The 16480-nt window shown below is 74.8% G+C and carries 13 protein-coding genes; 6 read left to right on the forward strand and 7 right to left on the reverse strand.

The genetic code is table 11. The annotated features are described in order from the left end of the window. The first annotated feature begins 952 nt into the window (after nt 1-952). From HCK00_RS20345 to HCK00_RS20365, 5 genes are all read left to right on the forward strand, one after another. Nucleotides 953-2227 (forward strand): aspartate aminotransferase family protein, encoded by a 1275-nt coding sequence (locus HCK00_RS20345; protein WP_168103535.1) that lies wholly within the window; start codon nt 953-955, stop codon nt 2225-2227. Nucleotides 2228-2341: 114 nt separating this feature from the next. After that, nucleotides 2342-3211 (forward strand): inositol monophosphatase family protein, encoded by an 870-nt coding sequence (locus HCK00_RS20350; protein ID WP_168103456.1) that lies wholly within the window; start codon nt 2342-2344, stop codon nt 3209-3211. Between the two features lie 96 nt (nt 3212-3307). Next, nucleotides 3308-4729 (forward strand): phytoene desaturase family protein, encoded by a 1422-nt coding sequence (locus tag HCK00_RS20355; RefSeq protein WP_168103457.1) that lies wholly within the window; start codon nt 3308-3310, stop codon nt 4727-4729. Between the two features lie 196 nt (nt 4730-4925). Further along, a complete protein-coding gene (locus HCK00_RS20360) occupies nt 4926-6470 on the forward strand; it encodes an AlkA N-terminal domain-containing protein (protein WP_168103458.1) in 1545 nt (514 codons plus the stop codon). 156 nt (nt 6471-6626) lie between these two features. Then, nucleotides 6627-7160 carry a methylated-DNA--[protein]-cysteine S-methyltransferase gene (locus tag HCK00_RS20365; RefSeq protein ID WP_168103459.1) on the forward strand — a complete coding sequence of 178 codons (534 nt, stop codon included), beginning with the start codon at nt 6627-6629 and terminating at the stop codon, nt 7158-7160. 369 nt (nt 7161-7529) lie between these two features. On the opposite strand, the gene HCK00_RS20370 is transcribed toward HCK00_RS20365, so the two are convergent. After that, nucleotides 7530-8315, reverse strand: a complete 786-nt coding sequence (locus tag HCK00_RS20370) for an SIR2 family NAD-dependent protein deacylase (protein WP_168103460.1) — start codon at nt 8313-8315, stop codon at nt 7530-7532. An 86-nt stretch (nt 8316-8401) separates the two neighbouring features. On the opposite strand from HCK00_RS20370, the gene HCK00_RS20375 reads away from it, so the two are divergent. After that, entirely contained in the window at nt 8402-9565 is a 1164-nt protein-coding gene (locus HCK00_RS20375) for a glycerate kinase (protein WP_168103461.1), read from the forward strand. A 300-nt stretch (nt 9566-9865) separates the two neighbouring features. Here the strand turns inward: HCK00_RS20375 and pssA are convergent, their stop codons facing one another. From pssA to HCK00_RS20405, 6 genes are all read right to left on the reverse strand, one after another. Then, nucleotides 9866-10648: a CDP-diacylglycerol--serine O-phosphatidyltransferase gene (pssA, locus tag HCK00_RS20380; protein WP_206320664.1), complete on the reverse strand. Its 783-nt coding sequence runs from the start codon at nt 10646-10648 to the stop codon at nt 9866-9868. A 61-nt stretch (nt 10649-10709) separates the two neighbouring features. Further along, nucleotides 10710-11357: a phosphatidylserine decarboxylase gene (locus tag HCK00_RS20385; protein WP_168103463.1), complete on the reverse strand. Its 648-nt coding sequence runs from the start codon at nt 11355-11357 to the stop codon at nt 10710-10712. A gap of 188 nt (nt 11358-11545) precedes the next feature. Continuing rightward, entirely contained in the window at nt 11546-12751 is a 1206-nt protein-coding gene (locus HCK00_RS20390) for an acyl-CoA dehydrogenase family protein (protein WP_168103464.1), read from the reverse strand. Next, nucleotides 12751-13263, reverse strand: coding sequence for a MaoC family dehydratase (locus HCK00_RS20395; protein WP_168103465.1), 513 nt, complete (start codon nt 13261-13263; stop codon nt 12751-12753). The genes HCK00_RS20390 and HCK00_RS20395 overlap by 1 nt, the downstream gene beginning before the upstream one ends. 5 nt (nt 13264-13268) lie before the next feature. Beyond that, the gene (locus HCK00_RS20400) at nt 13269-14354 is read right to left on the reverse strand and encodes an HpcH/HpaI aldolase/citrate lyase family protein (protein WP_240965814.1); all 1086 of its coding nucleotides are present in this window, start codon (nt 14352-14354) and stop codon (nt 13269-13271) included. Next, a complete protein-coding gene (locus HCK00_RS20405; protein WP_168103466.1) occupies nt 14351-16471 on the reverse strand; it encodes an ethylmalonyl-CoA mutase in 2121 nt (706 codons plus the stop codon). The genes HCK00_RS20400 and HCK00_RS20405 overlap by 4 nt, the downstream gene beginning before the upstream one ends. Between the last annotated feature and the right edge of the window lie 9 nt (nt 16472-16480).

Below are 16480 nucleotides of genomic sequence, written 5' to 3' on the forward strand. Positions count from 1 at the left end.
GCGGAGGCGGGGCACGGCGGCACGACGGCACCACGGCACTACGGCACCACGGCACCACGGCACCACGGCAAAAAAGCACACGGCACAAAGGCAGGGCAACGGAGCGTGGAGTGGCGGATCGACGACGGGTGTGCCACGGGGTGTTCCGTCTCTCCAGGCGGTCTTGCCCCGGCGCGGGAGGACGGCCTACGTTCTCCCTCACCTCCCGCGGCCCCGTCCGGCCGCTCACGGGCCGGGTGGCCGAGCGTGCCCGGTTCCCCACCGGACACCGCCCGGGCGCCCGGCGCCGTACGCAGAGCCGCGCGGAGAACCCGCCGTCCCCCGTCCGTCCCGTCCTCTCTCCCCGCTCTTCCCCGCTCTTCCTCCCGGGCACCGCACCGCCGTCCCCGCCGGGCAAGGGACCCGCCGGAGGCACGGGGCCCGCACCGCGCCGGGCACCGACCGGGCTTTCCCCGCCGCGGAGCCCGGCCGGCGCCGCCGACCGGGACCAGACGCCCCCGGGACCGCCGGTCACCGTGCCCGGGCGTACCTCGCCCCGGTCCCGGGACCGGGGCTCCCGCCTCCGGCCCGGCCCGACCCCCGTTCCTCCGAGTTCCCGGCCCCGGAACCCCGGTGCCCGTCCCCGAACCCACGCCCACGCCCCGAGCCCACCCTCCGACGCCCACGAATCCGGACGCCCGCCGGCCCCGCGCCCGCCTCGCGTCCCCGGGGGCCCGGAAACACCGAAAGCTGGTGCCGCGCCATGACCGTTCCCTCCTCGTCGGCGGCCTCGGCCGTGCCGTCCGGTGCGGCCGCGCCGTCCGGCCCCACGGAGTCACCCGGCGCCGCGGGGGCACCCCGTCCGGCCACCGCCGATGACACGGCACTCCCCGCCGCCGAGGGCAAGGCGGTCCGCCCCGGGGCCGGTGACGGCGCGCCCCGGACCTCGCTGCACGACCGGCACCGCGCGGTCATGCCGGACTGGCTGACCCTCTCCTACACCTGCCCGATCGAGATCACCCACGGGGAGGGCCGCCGGGTGTGGGACGCGGAGGGCCTCCGCTACCTCGACTTCTACGGCGGCATCCTCACCACCATGACGGCCCACGCGCTGCCCGAGGTGACCGCCGCCGTCGCCGGGCAGGCCGCGCGCGTCCTGCACACCTCCACCCTCTATCTCAACCGCCGGATGGTGGAGCTGGCCGAACGGGTGGCCGCCCTCTCCGGTATCCCGGACGCGCGGGTCTTCTTCACCACCTCCGGTACCGAGGCCAACGACGCCGCTCTGCTGCTGGCCACCGCCCACCGGGGCTCCCACCAGGTCCTGGCGATGCGCAACAGCTACCACGGACGCTCCTTCAGCACGGTCTCCGTGACCGGCAACTCCGCCTGGTCACCCACGAGTTACTCGCCGTTCCAGACGCTGTACGTGCACGGCGGGACGCGCTGCCGGGGGCCGTTCGCGGCGATGTCCGACGCGGAGTTCATCCGGGCCTGCATCGCCGACCTGGAGGACGTGCTCGGGCAGGCGCACGGCCGGGTCGCCGCGCTGATCGCCGAACCGGTGCAGGGCGTCGGCGGGTTCACCTCGCCGCCGGACGGGCTGTACGCGGCGTTCCGCCGGGTGCTGGACCGGCACGGCATCCTCTGGATCAGCGACGAGGTGCAGACCGGGTGGGGCCGCACCGGCGACCACTTCTGGGGCTGGCAGGCGCACGGCGAGGCCGGCCCGCCCGACGCACTGACCTTCGCCAAGGGCATCGGCAACGGCATGTCGGTCGGCGGGGTGGTGGCCCGCGCGGAGGTCATGAACAGCCTCGGCGCCCACTCGATCTCCACCTTCGGCGGCAGCCCCGTCACCATGGCCGCGGCGCTCGCCAATCTGACGTATCTGCTGGAGCACGACCTCCAGGGCAACGCCCGCCGGGTCGGCGGGCTGCTGATCCAGCGGCTGCGGGCCGTCACCGCGGGGGTGCCCGCCGTACGGGAGGTCCGTGGCCGGGGGCTGATGATCGGGATCGAGTTCGCCGGCGCGGACGGGGCACCGTGGCCCCGCGCCGCCGAACTGGCGATGGAACACACCCGCGAGGAGGGCCTGCTCGTGGGCCGGGGCGGCCGGGAGGGGCATGTCCTGCGCATCGCGCCGCCGCTGACGCTGACCGTCGCCGAGGCGGAGGAGGGCGCGGAGCTGCTGGCGACGGCGGTGCGCCGCACCCAGGCCGTGCTGGAGAGCGAACGGCGGCCCTGACCGGCGGCCCTGACCGGCGGGGTGAGCCGGGCCGGGGCGGCGGCCCGGGCCGGGGGCGGCATCTCCCGGCACGAGGCGGGCGCGGGGGCCGCCACTCGTGGTTCGATGGTGGGCATGATCGACAACCTGTCCGCGGAGGAGTGGACCAAGCTGCTGGCCGCCGCCGAGGAGGCCGTGCGGGAGGCTGCCGCCGCCGAGGTGATGCCGCGTTTCCGGCAGCTCGGTGAGCACGAGATCGACGTCAAGACGGGGCCGCACGACCTCGTCACGGTCGCCGACCGGCTGGCCGAGGAGCGGCTGACCGCGGCGCTGCCCGCGCTGCTGCCGGGGTCGGTGGTCGTCGGCGAGGAGGCGGTCTCCGCCGATCCCGGGGTGCTGGCCGCGCTGGAGGGCACCGCCCCGGTGTGGATCGTCGACCCGGTGGACGGCACCCGCCAGTTCGTCCGGGGCGATCCGGGGTTCTCCACCCTGGTCACCCTGGCCCACCGGGGCGAGTCCCTGGCTTCCTGGACCTACGCGCCCGCCTCGGACCGGATGGCGGTCGCCGTCCGCGGCGGCGGGGCACGCCTCGACGGCCGGCCGCTCCGCTGCGGGCCGGCGGTGCCCGGCGAGCCGCTGGAGATCGCCACCTCGCACCCCGACTTCACCTCCCTGGAGGAGGACCGGGCGTTCGCCCGGCTGGTGGTCGACGGGGTGGTGCCACGGCCGTGCGGCTCGGCGGGGCTCGAGTACCTGCACGTGGCGCAGGGGCGGCTCGGCGCGGTCGCGTTCGGCTGGGAGAACCCGTGGGACCACGCGGCGGGGCTGCTGCTCGTGGCCGAGGCCGGCGGCTTCGACGCCACCGTGTCGGGTGAGCCGTTCCGTCTCGCCGGAGGTAACGCGCTGCCCTTCACCGCCGCCCGCGACGAGCGCACCGCCCGGCGCGTCCTGGAACTGATGCGCGGCTCCGACCTGCCGTTCCGCGAGGATCAGGGCGGCCGCTGACCGACGCCGCGCCCGGGGCGCCGGCGACCGGGCGCGGTCACGCCGCGTCACCTGCCTATCCTGGCAGCCGCCGGGACAAGCCGAAGGAGGGCCGGGGTGCCGTCGATGCTCGATGCGGTCGTGGTGGGGAGCGGGCCCAACGGGCTGACCGCCGCCGTCGAACTGGCCCGCCGCGGGATGTCCGTGGCCGTCTACGAGGCGCGGGAGCGGATCGGGGGCGGGGCCGCCACCGAGGAGCTGACGCTCCCGGGGTTCCGGCACGACACCTGCTCGGCCGTCCATCCGCTCGGCATCGGCTCGCCCGCGTTCGCCACGATGCCGCTGGACCGCCACGGCCTGGAGTGGGTCCACCACGAGCTGCCCCTGGCGCACCCCTGGGCGGACGGCACCGCCGCCGTGCTGGCGCCCACCGTGGCGGAGACCGCCGTCTCCCTGGGGGCGCGGGACGCGGGCGCGTACCGGCGGCTGGTCGCCCCGTTCACCGGCCACTGGGACACGCTCGCCGCGGACTTCCTGCGCACCCAGTGGCTCGGCGTGCCCCGGGCCCCGCTGCGCTGGGCGCGGTTCATGGCGGTCGCCGGGCTGCCCGTCGCCGCGCTGGTGCGGCGCTTCCGCGACGGCAAGGCCCGCGCGCTGCTCGCCGGCCTCGCCGGGCACGTGATCGCGCCCCCCACGAGCCTCGCCTCCGGCGGGGTGGCGCTGATGTTCGCCCTCGCCGCGCACGAGCGGGGCTGGCCGATCGCCCGCGGCGGTTCGCAGGCGATCTCCGACGCCCTCGCCGGCTGGCTGCGGGAGATGGGCGGCACCGTGCACACCGGCTTCACCGTCAAGCGGCTGGACGAACTGCCGCCCGCGCGGGCGTACGTCTTCGACACCGCGCCGCGTGACCTCGCCCGGATCGCGGGGCTGGGCGACGCCTACCGGGGTTTCCGGCACGGCCCCGGCGTCTTCAAGATCGACTACGCGCTCTCCGGCCCCGTCCCCTGGACCGCTCCCGAGGCCCGGCGCGCCGGCACCGTCCACATCGGCCCCACCTACCCGGAGATCCGGGACGCGCTGCGGCGCGCGACCGGCGGCCGGCCGCCGCGGGTGCCGCTGCTGCTCACCGCGCAGCCCACCCTCGCCGACGCCTCCCGCGCCCCCGAGGGCAAGCACACCTTCTGGGCGTACGGGCACGTGCCGCACGGCTGGACGGGCGACGCCACCGAGGTGATCGAGCGGCAGATCGAGCGGTTCGCGCCGGGCTTCCGGGACCTGGTACTGGCCCGCGCCACCGCCGGGCCGCCGGAGATGGCCGCGAAGAACGCCAACTACGTGGGCGGTGACATCGGCTGCGGCGCCTTCGACGGCCTGCAGACGGCGATCCGCCCCAAGCTGGCCCGGGTGCCGTACACCACCGCCCACCCGGCCGTCTTCCTCTGCTCCTCGGCGACCCCGCCCGGCGGCGGAGTCCACGGCATGTGCGGCCACCACGCGGCCCGCCACGTCTGGCGCCGGCTGCGGACGGCCGCGCGCTGAGCCACGGGCCCGGCGCTCCGGGCACCTGGGCCGTGCGTTCCGGTGCCGTCACCGTGGTGTCACCTGCCTGCGGCGCGCATCCGCCGGTCCGGGGCGGAGGTGCGGGCCCCTCTCCGGGGCCCCGGTGCGGGACCGTCGCGAGGGCCGTGTCGGAAATCCGCCGGTCCGCCGTCCCGTTCTCACCGATGCTGGAGTCATGCACACCGACACCGAGAGCTGTCTGCGGGCGGTGCGGTCCAGGGACGCGCGTTTCGACGGGTGGTTCTTCACCGCCGTCCGCACCACCGGGATCTACTGCCGGCCGAGCTGCCCGGCCGTGCCGCCCAAGCCCGGGAACATGACCTTCTACCCGAGCGCGGCCGCCGCCCAGCAGGCCGGCTACCGCGGCTGCAAGCGGTGCCGCCCGGACGCCGCGCCCGGCTCGCCACAGTGGAACGAGCGCGCGGATCTGACCGCCCGCGCCATGCGGCTCATCGCCGACGGTGTCGTCGACCGGCAGGGTGTCCCCGGTCTCGCCGCCCGTCTCGGGTACAGCACCCGCCAGGTGGAACGGCACCTCCGCGCCGAGCTGGGCGCCGGGCCGCTGGCCCTGGCCCGGGCGCAGCGCGCCCAGACCGCGCGGCTGCTCATCGAGACCAGCGCGCTGCCCATGGCCGACATCGCCTTCGCGGCCGGGTTCGCCAGCATCCGGGCGTTCAACGAGACCGTCCGGGAGGTCTTCGCCCTCACCCCCACCGAGCTGCGCGCCCGCGCCTCCCGCACGCTCCCCGCGGGCAGCCCTCCCGGCCCCGGGTCCGGAACCGCACCGGCCGCGCCCCGGCCCGGCGGGGACGGCGGCGGCCCGGCCCCGGCCACCCTCACCCTGCGGCTGCCGTACCGGGCCCCGCTCACCCCGGACAACCTCTTCGGCCACCTCGCCGCCACCGCCGTACCCGGGGTGGAGGAGTGGCGGGACGGCGCCTACCGGCGCACGCTGCGCCTCCCCTACGGGCACGGCACCGTCTCCCTCCGCCCCGGCCCGGGCCACATCGCCTGCCGGCTCTCCCTCACCGACCCGCGCGACCTCACCGGCGCCATCAGCCGCTGCCGCCGCCTGCTCGACCTGGACGCCGACCCCGTCGCCGTGGACGAACTGCTCGCCGCCGACCCCGTGCTGCGCCCCCTGGTGGAGCGGGCGCCGGGGCGGCGCGTGCCGCGCACGGTGGACGCCGCCGAGTTCGCCGTCCGCGCCGTGCTCGGCCAGCAGGTCTCCACGGCCGCCGCCCGCACCCACGCCGCCCGCCTGGTCCTCGCCCACGGAGACCCGGTGGACGACCCCGACGGCGGCGGCCTCACGCATCTGTTCCCCACCCCCGAGGCGCTCGCCGGCCTCGACCCCGGGAAACTGGCGCTGCCCCGCGCCCGCCGCGCCACGCTCACCGGGCTCGTCGCCGCCCTCGCCGGCGGGGACCTCACCCTGGACCCCGGCAGCGACTGGCGCTCGGCCCGCGAGCGGCTCGCCGCCCTGCCCGGGTTCGGCCCCTGGACGGTCGAGAGCATCGCGATGCGCGCGCTCGGCGACCCCGACGCCTTCCTCCCCACCGACCTCGGCCTGCGCCGCGCCGCCCGCGCCTGCGGGCTGCCCCCGACCTCGGCCGCCCTCACCGCCCGCGCCGCCGCCTGGCGCCCCTGGCGGGCCTACGCCGTCCAGTACCTCTGGGCGACCGACGACCACACGATCAACCACATGCCGGAGGGATGAGGTGAGGCCGTACCGTCGGCGGGCCGGCGACGGCGCCCGCGCCGGCGGAGAGCCCGGCCCAGGCACCGGCCGCACCGGGACCCTGCCCGCCGGGCCGGCCCACCGCACCACCGAGGGCGCCACCGCGCCGCACCCGCACCACGAGGAGAGCCACGCATGCACCGCAGGACCCACACCGTCACCGACAGCCCCGTCGGCCGGCTGACCCTGGTCGCCACCGACGGCGTCCTCTCCGGCCTCTACATGACCGGGCAGCGCCACCGCCCCGCCGAGGAGACCTTCGGCGACCGGTGGCGCCCCGGGGACGACCCCTTCGCGGCGGTCGTCCCCCTCCTCGGCGCGTACTTCGCCGGAGAGCGCCCGGAGTTCGACCTGCCGCTGCGGCTGGACGGCACCCCGTTCCAGCAGACGGTGTGGTCGGCGCTGCGGGACATCCCCTACGGCGCCACGCTGAGCTACGGTGAGCTCGCCGCCCGCCTCGGCCGCCCCTCCGCCTCCCGCGCGGTGGGCCTCGCCAACGGCCGGAACCCCATCGGCATCATCGTCCCCTGCCACCGTGTCGTCGGCGCCGGCGGCTCCCTCACCGGTTACGGCGGTGGCCTCGACCGCAAGCGGCAGCTGCTCGCCCTGGAGGGCGCGCTCCCCACCCCGGCTCCCGCGACGGCGCCAGGGCCGGCGGCGCTGTTCTGACGGGCGGCCCGGCTCCGGGTACGTGTGGCCGGGCCGCCGCTCCGGTGACCGTCCGCGGTCGCATCGGCGGCGGCCGTTCTCCCCGGCCGGCGCCCTGCCGGGGGCAAAGGGTGGCTCCGACACGCACCGGGCCGCCCATCCGTCCGGAGGTGCCGCCGCCGAACCGTCCCGCACTGCCCGGGAACGGCCCAGGGCCGTTCCCGGGTCACGCCGGAACGCACTCCAACGCGCCGAAACGCCCGGTGTGCCTCATCGCCGCGGCCGGCCGGCGCGCTTCTCAGGTGAGGGCGCGTCCGCGACGGCGGCCACGCCCCCTGTCTGCCCGCCTGCCCGGCCTGGCAGCCTGCCGGTCCTTCTGCCCCGGGCCGATCAGCCACGCCCGTCCGGCGCCGGCCCGCCGCCGGCCGCACCGCCGAGCCGGCGCAGCAGCTCCGGCAGGGCGGTGCCGATGGGCTCCCGGACGATCTCGTCGGCCAGGGCGTCGTACGGGGTCGGCTCGGCGTTGACGATGATCAGCCGGGCCCCGTGGTCCGCGGCGATCCCCGCCAGCCCGGCGGCCGGCTGCACCTGCAGGCTCGTCCCGACGGCGACGAACACCTCGCACGCCTTGGCGATGGCGAGCGCCTCACTGAGCACTGCCGTGTCGAGACTCTCCCCGAACATCACCGTGGCCGACTTCAGGATCCCGCCGCACTGCCGGCACGGCGGGTCCTCCTCACCGGCCTCCACCCGCGCGAGGGTGTCCCGCATCGGGCCGCGGTCGCCGCAGCCCGTGCAGACCACGCTCCGCGCGCTGCCGTGCAGTTCGAGCACCTTGCGCTCCGGCATCCCCGCCCGCTGGTGCAGCCCGTCCACGTTCTGCGTGATCACGCGCACCGGCACCCCGGCCCGCTCCAGGCCGGCGACGGCCCGGTGCGCGGCGTTCGGCTCGGCGTGGAGGGTGCGGTTCTTCCGGCGCATCTGCCAGGACCGGCGCCGGATCTCCGGATCGCCCATGTAGTAGCCGTAGGTGACGAGCTTCTGCGCCTCCGGATCCCGCCGCCACAGCCCGGCCGGCCCCCGGTAGTCGGGGATCCCCGAGTCCGTCGAGATCCCCGCCCCGCTGAACACCGCCACCAGGGGCTGCCGTCCCCTGCCCTCACCGCCGCCGCTCATGCGCCCGAGGGTACGCACGGTGGCCGCGCCCCGGCGAACGGGTAGGGTCACGGCGTCACCGCCCTCCGTCACAGAACAAGGGGTGCATGCAGGTGCCGGACACCGCAGCGGCCGCGAACGTGCTGATCGCCACGGACAAGTTCAAGGGATCGCTCACGGCCGTGGAGGTCGCCGGTCATCTCACCGAGGGCATCCACCGGGCCGCACCCGGGGTGGCCGTGGAGGCGCTGCCCGTCGCGGACGGCGGGGACGGCACCGTCGCCGCCGCTCTGGCGGCCGGGTTCACGCGGCGCGAGACCGGGGTCACCGGTCCGCTCGGCGCGCGCCACACCGCCGCGTACGCGCTCCGCGACGGCGTCGCCGTCATCGAGATGGCCGAGGCGTCCGGGCTCCGGCATCTGCCGGCCGGGCGGTTCGCCGCGCGGACCGCCACCACCTTCGGCACCGGGGAACTGCTGCGGGCCGCCCTGGACGACGGAGCCCGGGAGATCGTCCTCGGGGTCGGCGGCTCGGCCACCACCGACGGGGGCGCCGGGATGCTCGCCGCGCTCGGCGCGCGCTTCCTGGACCCGTCCGGCGCTCCCGTCCCGCCCGGCGGCGGCGGGCTGCGGGAACTCGCCGTGGCCGACTTCTCCGGCCTGGACCCGCGGCTCGCGGACACGGAACTGCTGCTCGCGAGCGATGTCGACAATCCGCTGACCGGCCCGCACGGCGCGGCGGCCGTCTACGGCCCGCAGAAGGGGGCCGGCGAGGACGACGTGCGCGCCCTGGACCTCGCCCTGGTCCACTACGCGACCGTGCTGCACCGGGTCCTGGGGGCGCGGGCCGCCGAGGCCGCGGCGGCGCCCGGGGCCGGCGCGGCGGGCGGCGTGGGGTATGCCGCGCTGGCCGTCCTCGGGGCACGGTTCCGGCCCGGGATCGAGGTGCTGCTGGAGGTCCTGGGCTTCGAGGCGGCCCTGCGCCGGGCCACCCTGGTGATCACGGGTGAGGGCTCCCTGGACGAGCAGACGCTGCGGGGCAAGGCGCCGGCCGGGGTGGCCGCCGCGGCCCGGGCGGCGGGCCGCCCGGTGGTCGCCGTCTGCGGCCGGCTCGCGCTGCCGGCGGCGGCGCTCGCGGCCACCGGTCTGGACGGGGTCTACGCCCTCACCGACGTGGAGCCGGACCCGGCGCGCTGCATCGAGAACGCGGGCCCGCTGCTGGTCCGCACGGGGGAACGGCTGGCGCGGGAGCGACTGGCCCCGGCCGGATAGCGGACGGGGCCGGCCGCCGGGGCGCCGGAGCGTGAGCCGGCCGGCGGCCGGCGGGGGCCGGCGGGGGCCGAGCGGTCAGAGCCCGCACGGGTGACCGGCAGGACAGCGCGGGCCGGTACAGGACCGCGCAGAGCAGGCCGCGAGCTTCCGGCCCCCGTCACCGGCACGGGAAACGCCTGGGGGCCCGAGCGTCGCGCTCGGGCCCCCAGGCGTGTCGTTCTGTTCCGGCTCCCCGGCCGGCCCCTGCCCCCCCCCCGGGCCCCGTGGGGGCTGCCGGGACGGCGGGGAGGCCGCGGGGCGTCACGGCAGCTGGGCCGCCCGCGCCTCGCGGCGGTTGTCACGGAAGGTGTGCACCCGCCGCGCCGTGGCGAAGAGGGGGATCACCGCGCCCAGCACCACCTGGAGCGCGCAGCCCGTCTGCAGCATGAGCTGCCCGCCGGGCGAGTCGAAGGCCCAGGCGGCCAGCATGCCCATGCTCGCGGCGATCCAGGCGAGCATGGCGATGGCGAGGGCGCCCCGCGGCTTGGGGTACTCCACCCGGCTCACCATCAGCCAGGCCACCCCGATGATCGCCAGCAGGGTCGGCAGGAACGGCAGCTCCAGCAGCACGATCGAGACGACCGTCAGCGCGCCGAACGGCGAGGGCATGCCCTGGAAGATGCCGTCACGCAGGGTGACGCAGGAGAAGCGGGCCAGTCGCAGCACCACCGCCAGCAGCACCACGACCGCGGCCACCGCCGACATGCTCTGGTGCGCGTCGTCCGCGACCATGCCCCAGACCAGGACGAAGTACGCCGGCGCCAGGCCGAAGCTGACCAGGTCGGAGAGGTTGTCCAGCTCCGCGCCCATCGCCGAGCTGCGCAGCTTCCGCGCGACCAGCCCGTCGAAGAGGTCGAACACGGAAGCGAGCAGCATCAGCATCACGGCCGTCGCGGCGCTGTGCCGCGCCATGCCGCTGACCTCGCTGCCCGTGATGTGCGGGATGAGCACCCCGGTGGTGGTGAAGTACACCGCCAGGAAGCCACAGGTGGCGTTCCCCAGGGTCAGGGCGTCCGCTATCGACAGCCGCGTCGACAGCGGCATGTCGTCGTCCTCGTCGGCGGTGCCGTCGGGGACCCAGTCGGTGTCGGACTGTGATCGGGATTCAATCGAGGTCAAGACGAGTCACCCCTGCCTGTGTGGCCTGGCCGACCTCGACACCGGGCTCGATCCCCTCGGGGAGGTAGACGTCGACGCGGGAGCCGAAGCGGATCAGGCCGATGCGTTCACCCTGCTCGACCTTGGAGCCCCGCGGGACGTAGGGCACGATGCGGCGGGCGACGGCGCCGGCGATCTGCACCATCTCGATGTCACCGAGTTCGGTGTCGAAGTGCCAGATCACCCGCTCGTTGTTCTCGCTCTCCTTGTTGAACGCCGGGACGTAACCGCCGGGGACGTGCTCGACGGAGGTCACCGTGCCCGCCAGCGGGGCGCGGTTGACGTGGACGTTCAGCGGGCTCATGAAGATCGCGACGCGGGTGCGCCCGTCCTTCCACGGCATGATGCTCTGGACCACGCCGTCGGCCGGGGAGATCACTCTGCCCTGGCCGATCTCGCGCTCGGGGTCCCGGAAGAACCACAGCATGCCCGCCGCCAGAGCGGTGGCGGGCACGGCGACCGCGGCCCAGCGTCCGGAGCGGCGGGAGCGGGAGAGGCTGACGGCCGCGGTGGCCACGGTCGGGAGGAGCCACGGCGACGCGCCGCGCGCGAGGCGGACCCGGCCGACTGGTGCAGAGGCTTGGCTGTGGGGCATGAGTGACCTTCGTAGCGAATGATGCCGCGTTCGACGGGGGACGGCGGCTTTCCGGGATGGTATCGGTTACGGGCGGCAACTGGGCAAGCCAGAGGCCGAGTCGGTGTCCGAACAGCGATCACCCCGGGTGAGCGTCCGTGGTCGTCCTCCGGGGGAAACCGGCACCGAAGGGGATGGATCGGCAGTGATCACCCCTGGATCCGGTACTCCTCCAGCAGACGGCGGCCAATGATCATTTTCTGAATCTCGGCGGTGCCTTCACCGATCAGCAGCATCGGCGCTTCCCGGTACAGGCGCTCGATCTCGTACTCCTTCGAGAAGCCGTACCCGCCGTGGATCCGGAAGGCATCCTCGACGACCTCTTTGCAGTACTCCGAGGCCAGATACTTCGCCATGCCTGCTTCGAGGTCGTTGCGTTCCCCGGAGTCCTTTTTGCGTGCTGCGTTGACCATCATCGCATGGGCGGCCTCGACCTTGGTAGCCATCTCGGCCAGCCGGAACTGGATGGCCTGGTGCCCCGCGATCGGCCGGCCGAACGCCGATCGCTGCTGGGCATAGGAAACGCCCAGCTCAAAGGCGCGCCGGGCGACTCCGCAGCCGCGGGCGGCGACATTGACGCGGCCGACCTCGACGCCGTCCATCATGTGATAAAAACCGCGTCCGGTGGTGCCTCCGAGGACTCGATTCGCCGGTACCCGAAGGCCGTTCATGACGAGCTCGGTGGTGTCGACCCCCTTGTAGCCCATCTTGTCGATCTTCCCGGGAACGGTGAGCCCCGGGCGGACCTCGCCGAAGCCGGGCTCCTTCTCCACCAGGAAGGTGGTCATCGACCGGTGGGCCGGGGCGTCCTCGGGCAGGCCCTCGTCGGTGCGGCAGAGGACGGCGACCAGGGTGGAGGTGGCGCCGTTGGTCAGCCACATCTTCTGGCCGTCCAGGACGTACGCGTCACCGTCCCGGACGCCCCTGGAGGTGATCGCCGCCACATCGGAGCCGAGCCCGGGCTCGGACATGGAGAAGGCGCCGCGCACCTCACCCTCGGCCATCCGCGGCAGGAAGTGGTCCTTCTGCTCCTGGGTGCCGTGCTGCTTGATCATGTAGGCGACGATGAAGTGGGTGTTGATGATGCCCGAGACGCTCATCCAGCCGCGGGCGATCTCCTCCACGCACAGCGCGTAGGTGAGCAGCGACTCACCGAGGCCGCCGTACTCCTCGGGGATCATCAGGCCGAAGAGGCCGAGCTCCTTCAGGCCCGCCACGATCCGCGCCGGGTACTCGTCGCGGTGTTCCAGCTCGGTGGCGACCGGCAGGATCTCCTTCTCGGTGAAGTCCCGGACGGTGGCGAGGACCTCCCGCTGGACGTCGGTCAGGCCGTGGGTCTGCGCGAGTCGGCTCATCACTTCTCCTGGGGCAGGGGCTCGGGGCGGCCGGGCTGCTCGCCGCCGCGCGCCTCGGTGTACTTCGCGGTGGGGACCATCACCTTGCGCCGGAAGACGCAGACCAGCGTCCCGTCCTGCTTGTGGCCGCGGGTCTCGACGTGGACGATGCCGCGGTCGTCCTTGGAGCGGGAGGGCGTCTTGTCCAGCACGGTCGTCTCGCCGTAGATCGTGTCGCCGTGGAAGGTGGGCGCCACGTGGCGCAGCGACTCGATCTCCAGGTTGGCGATGGCCTTGCCGGAGACGTCCGGCACGGACATGCCCAGCAGCAGCGAGTAGACGTAGTTGCCCACCACGACGTTCCGGCCGAAGTCGGTGCTCGTTCCCGCGTAGTTGGCGTCCAGGTGGAGGGGGTGGTGGTTCATGGTCAGCAGGCAGAAGAGGTGGTCGTCGTACTCGGTGACCGTCTTCCCGGGCCAGTGCTTGTAGACCGCGCCGACCTCGAACTCCTCGTAGGTGCGTCCGAACTGCATGGCGATCAGGCCTCCGGCGGGGTGAAGGAGGTGGTCCGGGTCATCCCGGCGGCGCGGCCCTTGCCCGCGACGACCAGCGCCATCTTCCGGCTGGCCTCGTCGATCATCTCGTCGCCGAGCATGGCCGAGCCCTTCGCGCCGCCGGCCTCGGAGGTGCACCACGCGTAGGCGTCGAGGATCATCTCCGCGTGGTCGTAGTCCTCCTGGGCGGGGGAGTAGATCTCGTTCGCCGCCTCGATCTGGCCGGGGTGGAGCACCCACTTGCCGTCGAAGCCGAGCGCCGCGGAGCGCCCCGCCACCTCGCGGAACGCGTCCACGTCCCGGATCTGGAGGAAGGGCCCGTCGATGGCCTGCACGTCGTGGGTGCGGGCGGCCATGAGGATGCGCATGAGGATGTAGTGGTAGGCGTCGGCCGGGTAGCCGGGCGGCTGCCGGCCGACGACGAGGGACTTCATGTTGATGGAGGCCATGAAGTCCGCCGGGCCGAAGACGATCGTCTCCAGACGCGGCGAGGCGGCGGCGATCGCGTCCACGGCGACCAGGCCGGCCGCGTTCTCGATCTGGGCCTCGATGCCGATGCGGCCCACCTCGAACCCCATGGTCTTCTCGATCTGCGTCAGCAGCAGGTCGAGGGCGACCACCTGCTCGGCGCTCTGCACCTTGGGCAGCATGACGCAGTCGAGGTTGGCGCCCGCGCCCTCGACGACGGTGACCACGTCCCGGTACGTCCAGTGGGTGGTCCAGTCGTTGACCCGCACCACCCGGGTCTTGCCGCTCCAGTCGCCCTGGTTGAGGGCGTCGACGATCGTGTGCCGGGCGCCCTCCTTGGCCAGCGGGGCGCACGCGTCCTCCAGGTCCAGGAAGACCTGGTCGGCGGGGAGGCCCTGGGCCTTCTCCAGGAAGCGCGGGTTGCTGCCGGGCACGGCCAGGCAGGAGCGGCGCGGACGGAGCCGGTGGGCGCCGGCGCCCGCGCCGGTGCCGGGCGACGGGGCGGGGGCGGAGGGGGACGGGGACGACGGGGACGCCGGGGACGACGAGGAAGAGGCGGACGAGGCGGACGAGGCGGAGGGGACGGGGGCGGCGGTGGTCATGCGGTGGCCTCCTGGCTGTGCGGCTGATGCGGCTGGTGCGGTTGGTCCGACTGGCGGCGCTGCTCGGGCGGGTGGGGCCGGCCCTCGGGCCGGTCGCCGGGGCCGGCCGGGGGATCGGTGAGCGGGGCGAGGCGGTGGGCGGCGCGGATCTCGTCGACGATACGGCCGATGATCTCCGTGATCCCGAAGTCCTTCGGGGTGAAGACCGCGGCCACGCCCGCCGCGCGGAGCGCCCGCGCGTCGGCGCCGGGGATGATCCCGCCGACGACCACCGGCAGGTCCGCGGCGCCGGCCCGGCGCAGACGGTCCAGGACGTCCGGGACGAGCTCGGCGTGCGAGCCCGACAGGATCGACAGCCCGACGCAGTGCACATCCTCGGCCACGGCCGCGGCGGCGATCTGCCCGGGGGTCAGCCGGATGCCCTGGTAGACGACCTCGAAGCCGGCGTCCCGGGCCCGTACGGCGATCTGCTCCGCGCCGTTGCTGTGCCCGTCCAGGCCGGGCTTGCCCACCAGCAGCCGCAGCCGGCCGCTGCCCAGCTCCTCCGCGGTGCGGGCGGCCTTCGCCCGGACGGCCGCCAGCGGGCCGCCCTCGCCGGCGGCGACGGCCACGGGCGCGCCGGAGACCCCGGTGGGCGCGCGGAACTCGCCGAAGACGTCCCGCAGCGCCCAGGCCCACTCGCCGGTGGTGACGCCCGCGCGGGCGCACTCCAGGGTGGCGGGCATGAGGTTCTCCTCGCCCGCGGCGGCCGCCTTGAGCGCGGCGACCGCCTCCTGGGCGCGGGGCTCGTCGCGCGCGTCCCGCCAGTGGTGCAGCGCCTCGGTGACCCGGGCCTCGTTCCCGGGGTCGACGGTCAGCACGGCGGTGTCCAGGTCCGCGGTGAGCGGGCTGGGCTCCGTCTCCGTGTGGCAGTTGACGCCGACGATCCGCTCCTCGCCGGACTCGATCCGGGCCCGCCGCCGGGCGTGCGAGGCGACCAGCTCGGACTTGAGGTAGCCGGACTCCACGGCGGCCATGGCGCCGCCCATCTCCTGGATCCGCTCGATCTCGGCCCAGCTCTCCCGGACGAGGGAGTCCGTGACCTCCTCGACGACGTGTGAGCCGGCGAAGAGGTCCTCGTACTCCAGCAGGTCCGACTCGTGGGCCAGCACCTGCTGGACGCGGAGCGACCACTGCTGGTCCCAGGGGCGGGGCAGGCCGAGCGCCTCGTTCCAGGCGGGGAGCTGCACGGCGCGGGCACGGGCGTCCTTGGAGAGGGTGACGGCCAGCATCTCCAGCACGATCCGCTGGACGTTGTTCTCCGGCTGGCTCTCCGTCAGGCCGAGGGAGTTGACCTGGACGCCGTAGCGGAACCGGCGCTGCCGGGCGTCCTCCACCCCGTAGCGCTCACGGGTGATCCGGTCCCAGACGCGGCCGAAGGCGCGCATCTTGCACATCTCCTCGACGAAGCGGACGCCCGCGTTGACGAAGAAGGAGATCCGGGCGACGACGTCCCCGAACCGCTCGGGAGGCACCTGGCCGGAGTCGCGCACGGCGTCCAGCACGGCGATCGCCGTGGACATCGCGTACGCGATCTCCTGCACGGGTGTGGCCCCGGCCTCCTGGAGGTGGTAGCTGCAGATGTTGATGGGGTTCCAGCGCGGGACGTTCGCCACCGTGTACGTGATGAGATCGGTGGTCAGCCGCAGGCTGGGCCCCGGTGGGAAGACGTGCGTCCCCCGGGAGAGGTACTCCTTGACGATGTCGTTCTGCGTGGTGCCGGAGAGCGTGGTGATCTCCGCGCCCTGCTCCTCCGCGACCACCTGGTACAGCGCCAGCAGCCACATGGCCGTGGCGTTGATGGTCATGGAGGTGTTCATCCGCTCCAGCGGGATGTCCTGGAACAGCCGGCGCATGTCGCCGAGGTGGGAGACGGGGACGCCGACGCGGCCGGCCTCGCCGCGGGCGAGGACGTGGTCCGGGTCGTAGCCGGTCTGTGTCGGCAGGTCGAAGGCGACGGACAGCCCGGTCTGCCCCTTGGCGAGGTTGCGCCGGTAGAGCTCGTTGGAGGCCTCCGCCGTGGAGTGCCCGCCGTAGGTCCGCATCAGCCACGGACGGTCCTTGTGACGCTCGGTCATGCGGTGGCC

Origin of the sequence: Streptomyces zingiberis (genome assembly GCF_012034935.1) — a bacterium.
Taxonomy (GTDB): Bacteria; Actinomycetota; Actinomycetes; order Streptomycetales; family Streptomycetaceae; genus Streptomyces; species Streptomyces zingiberis.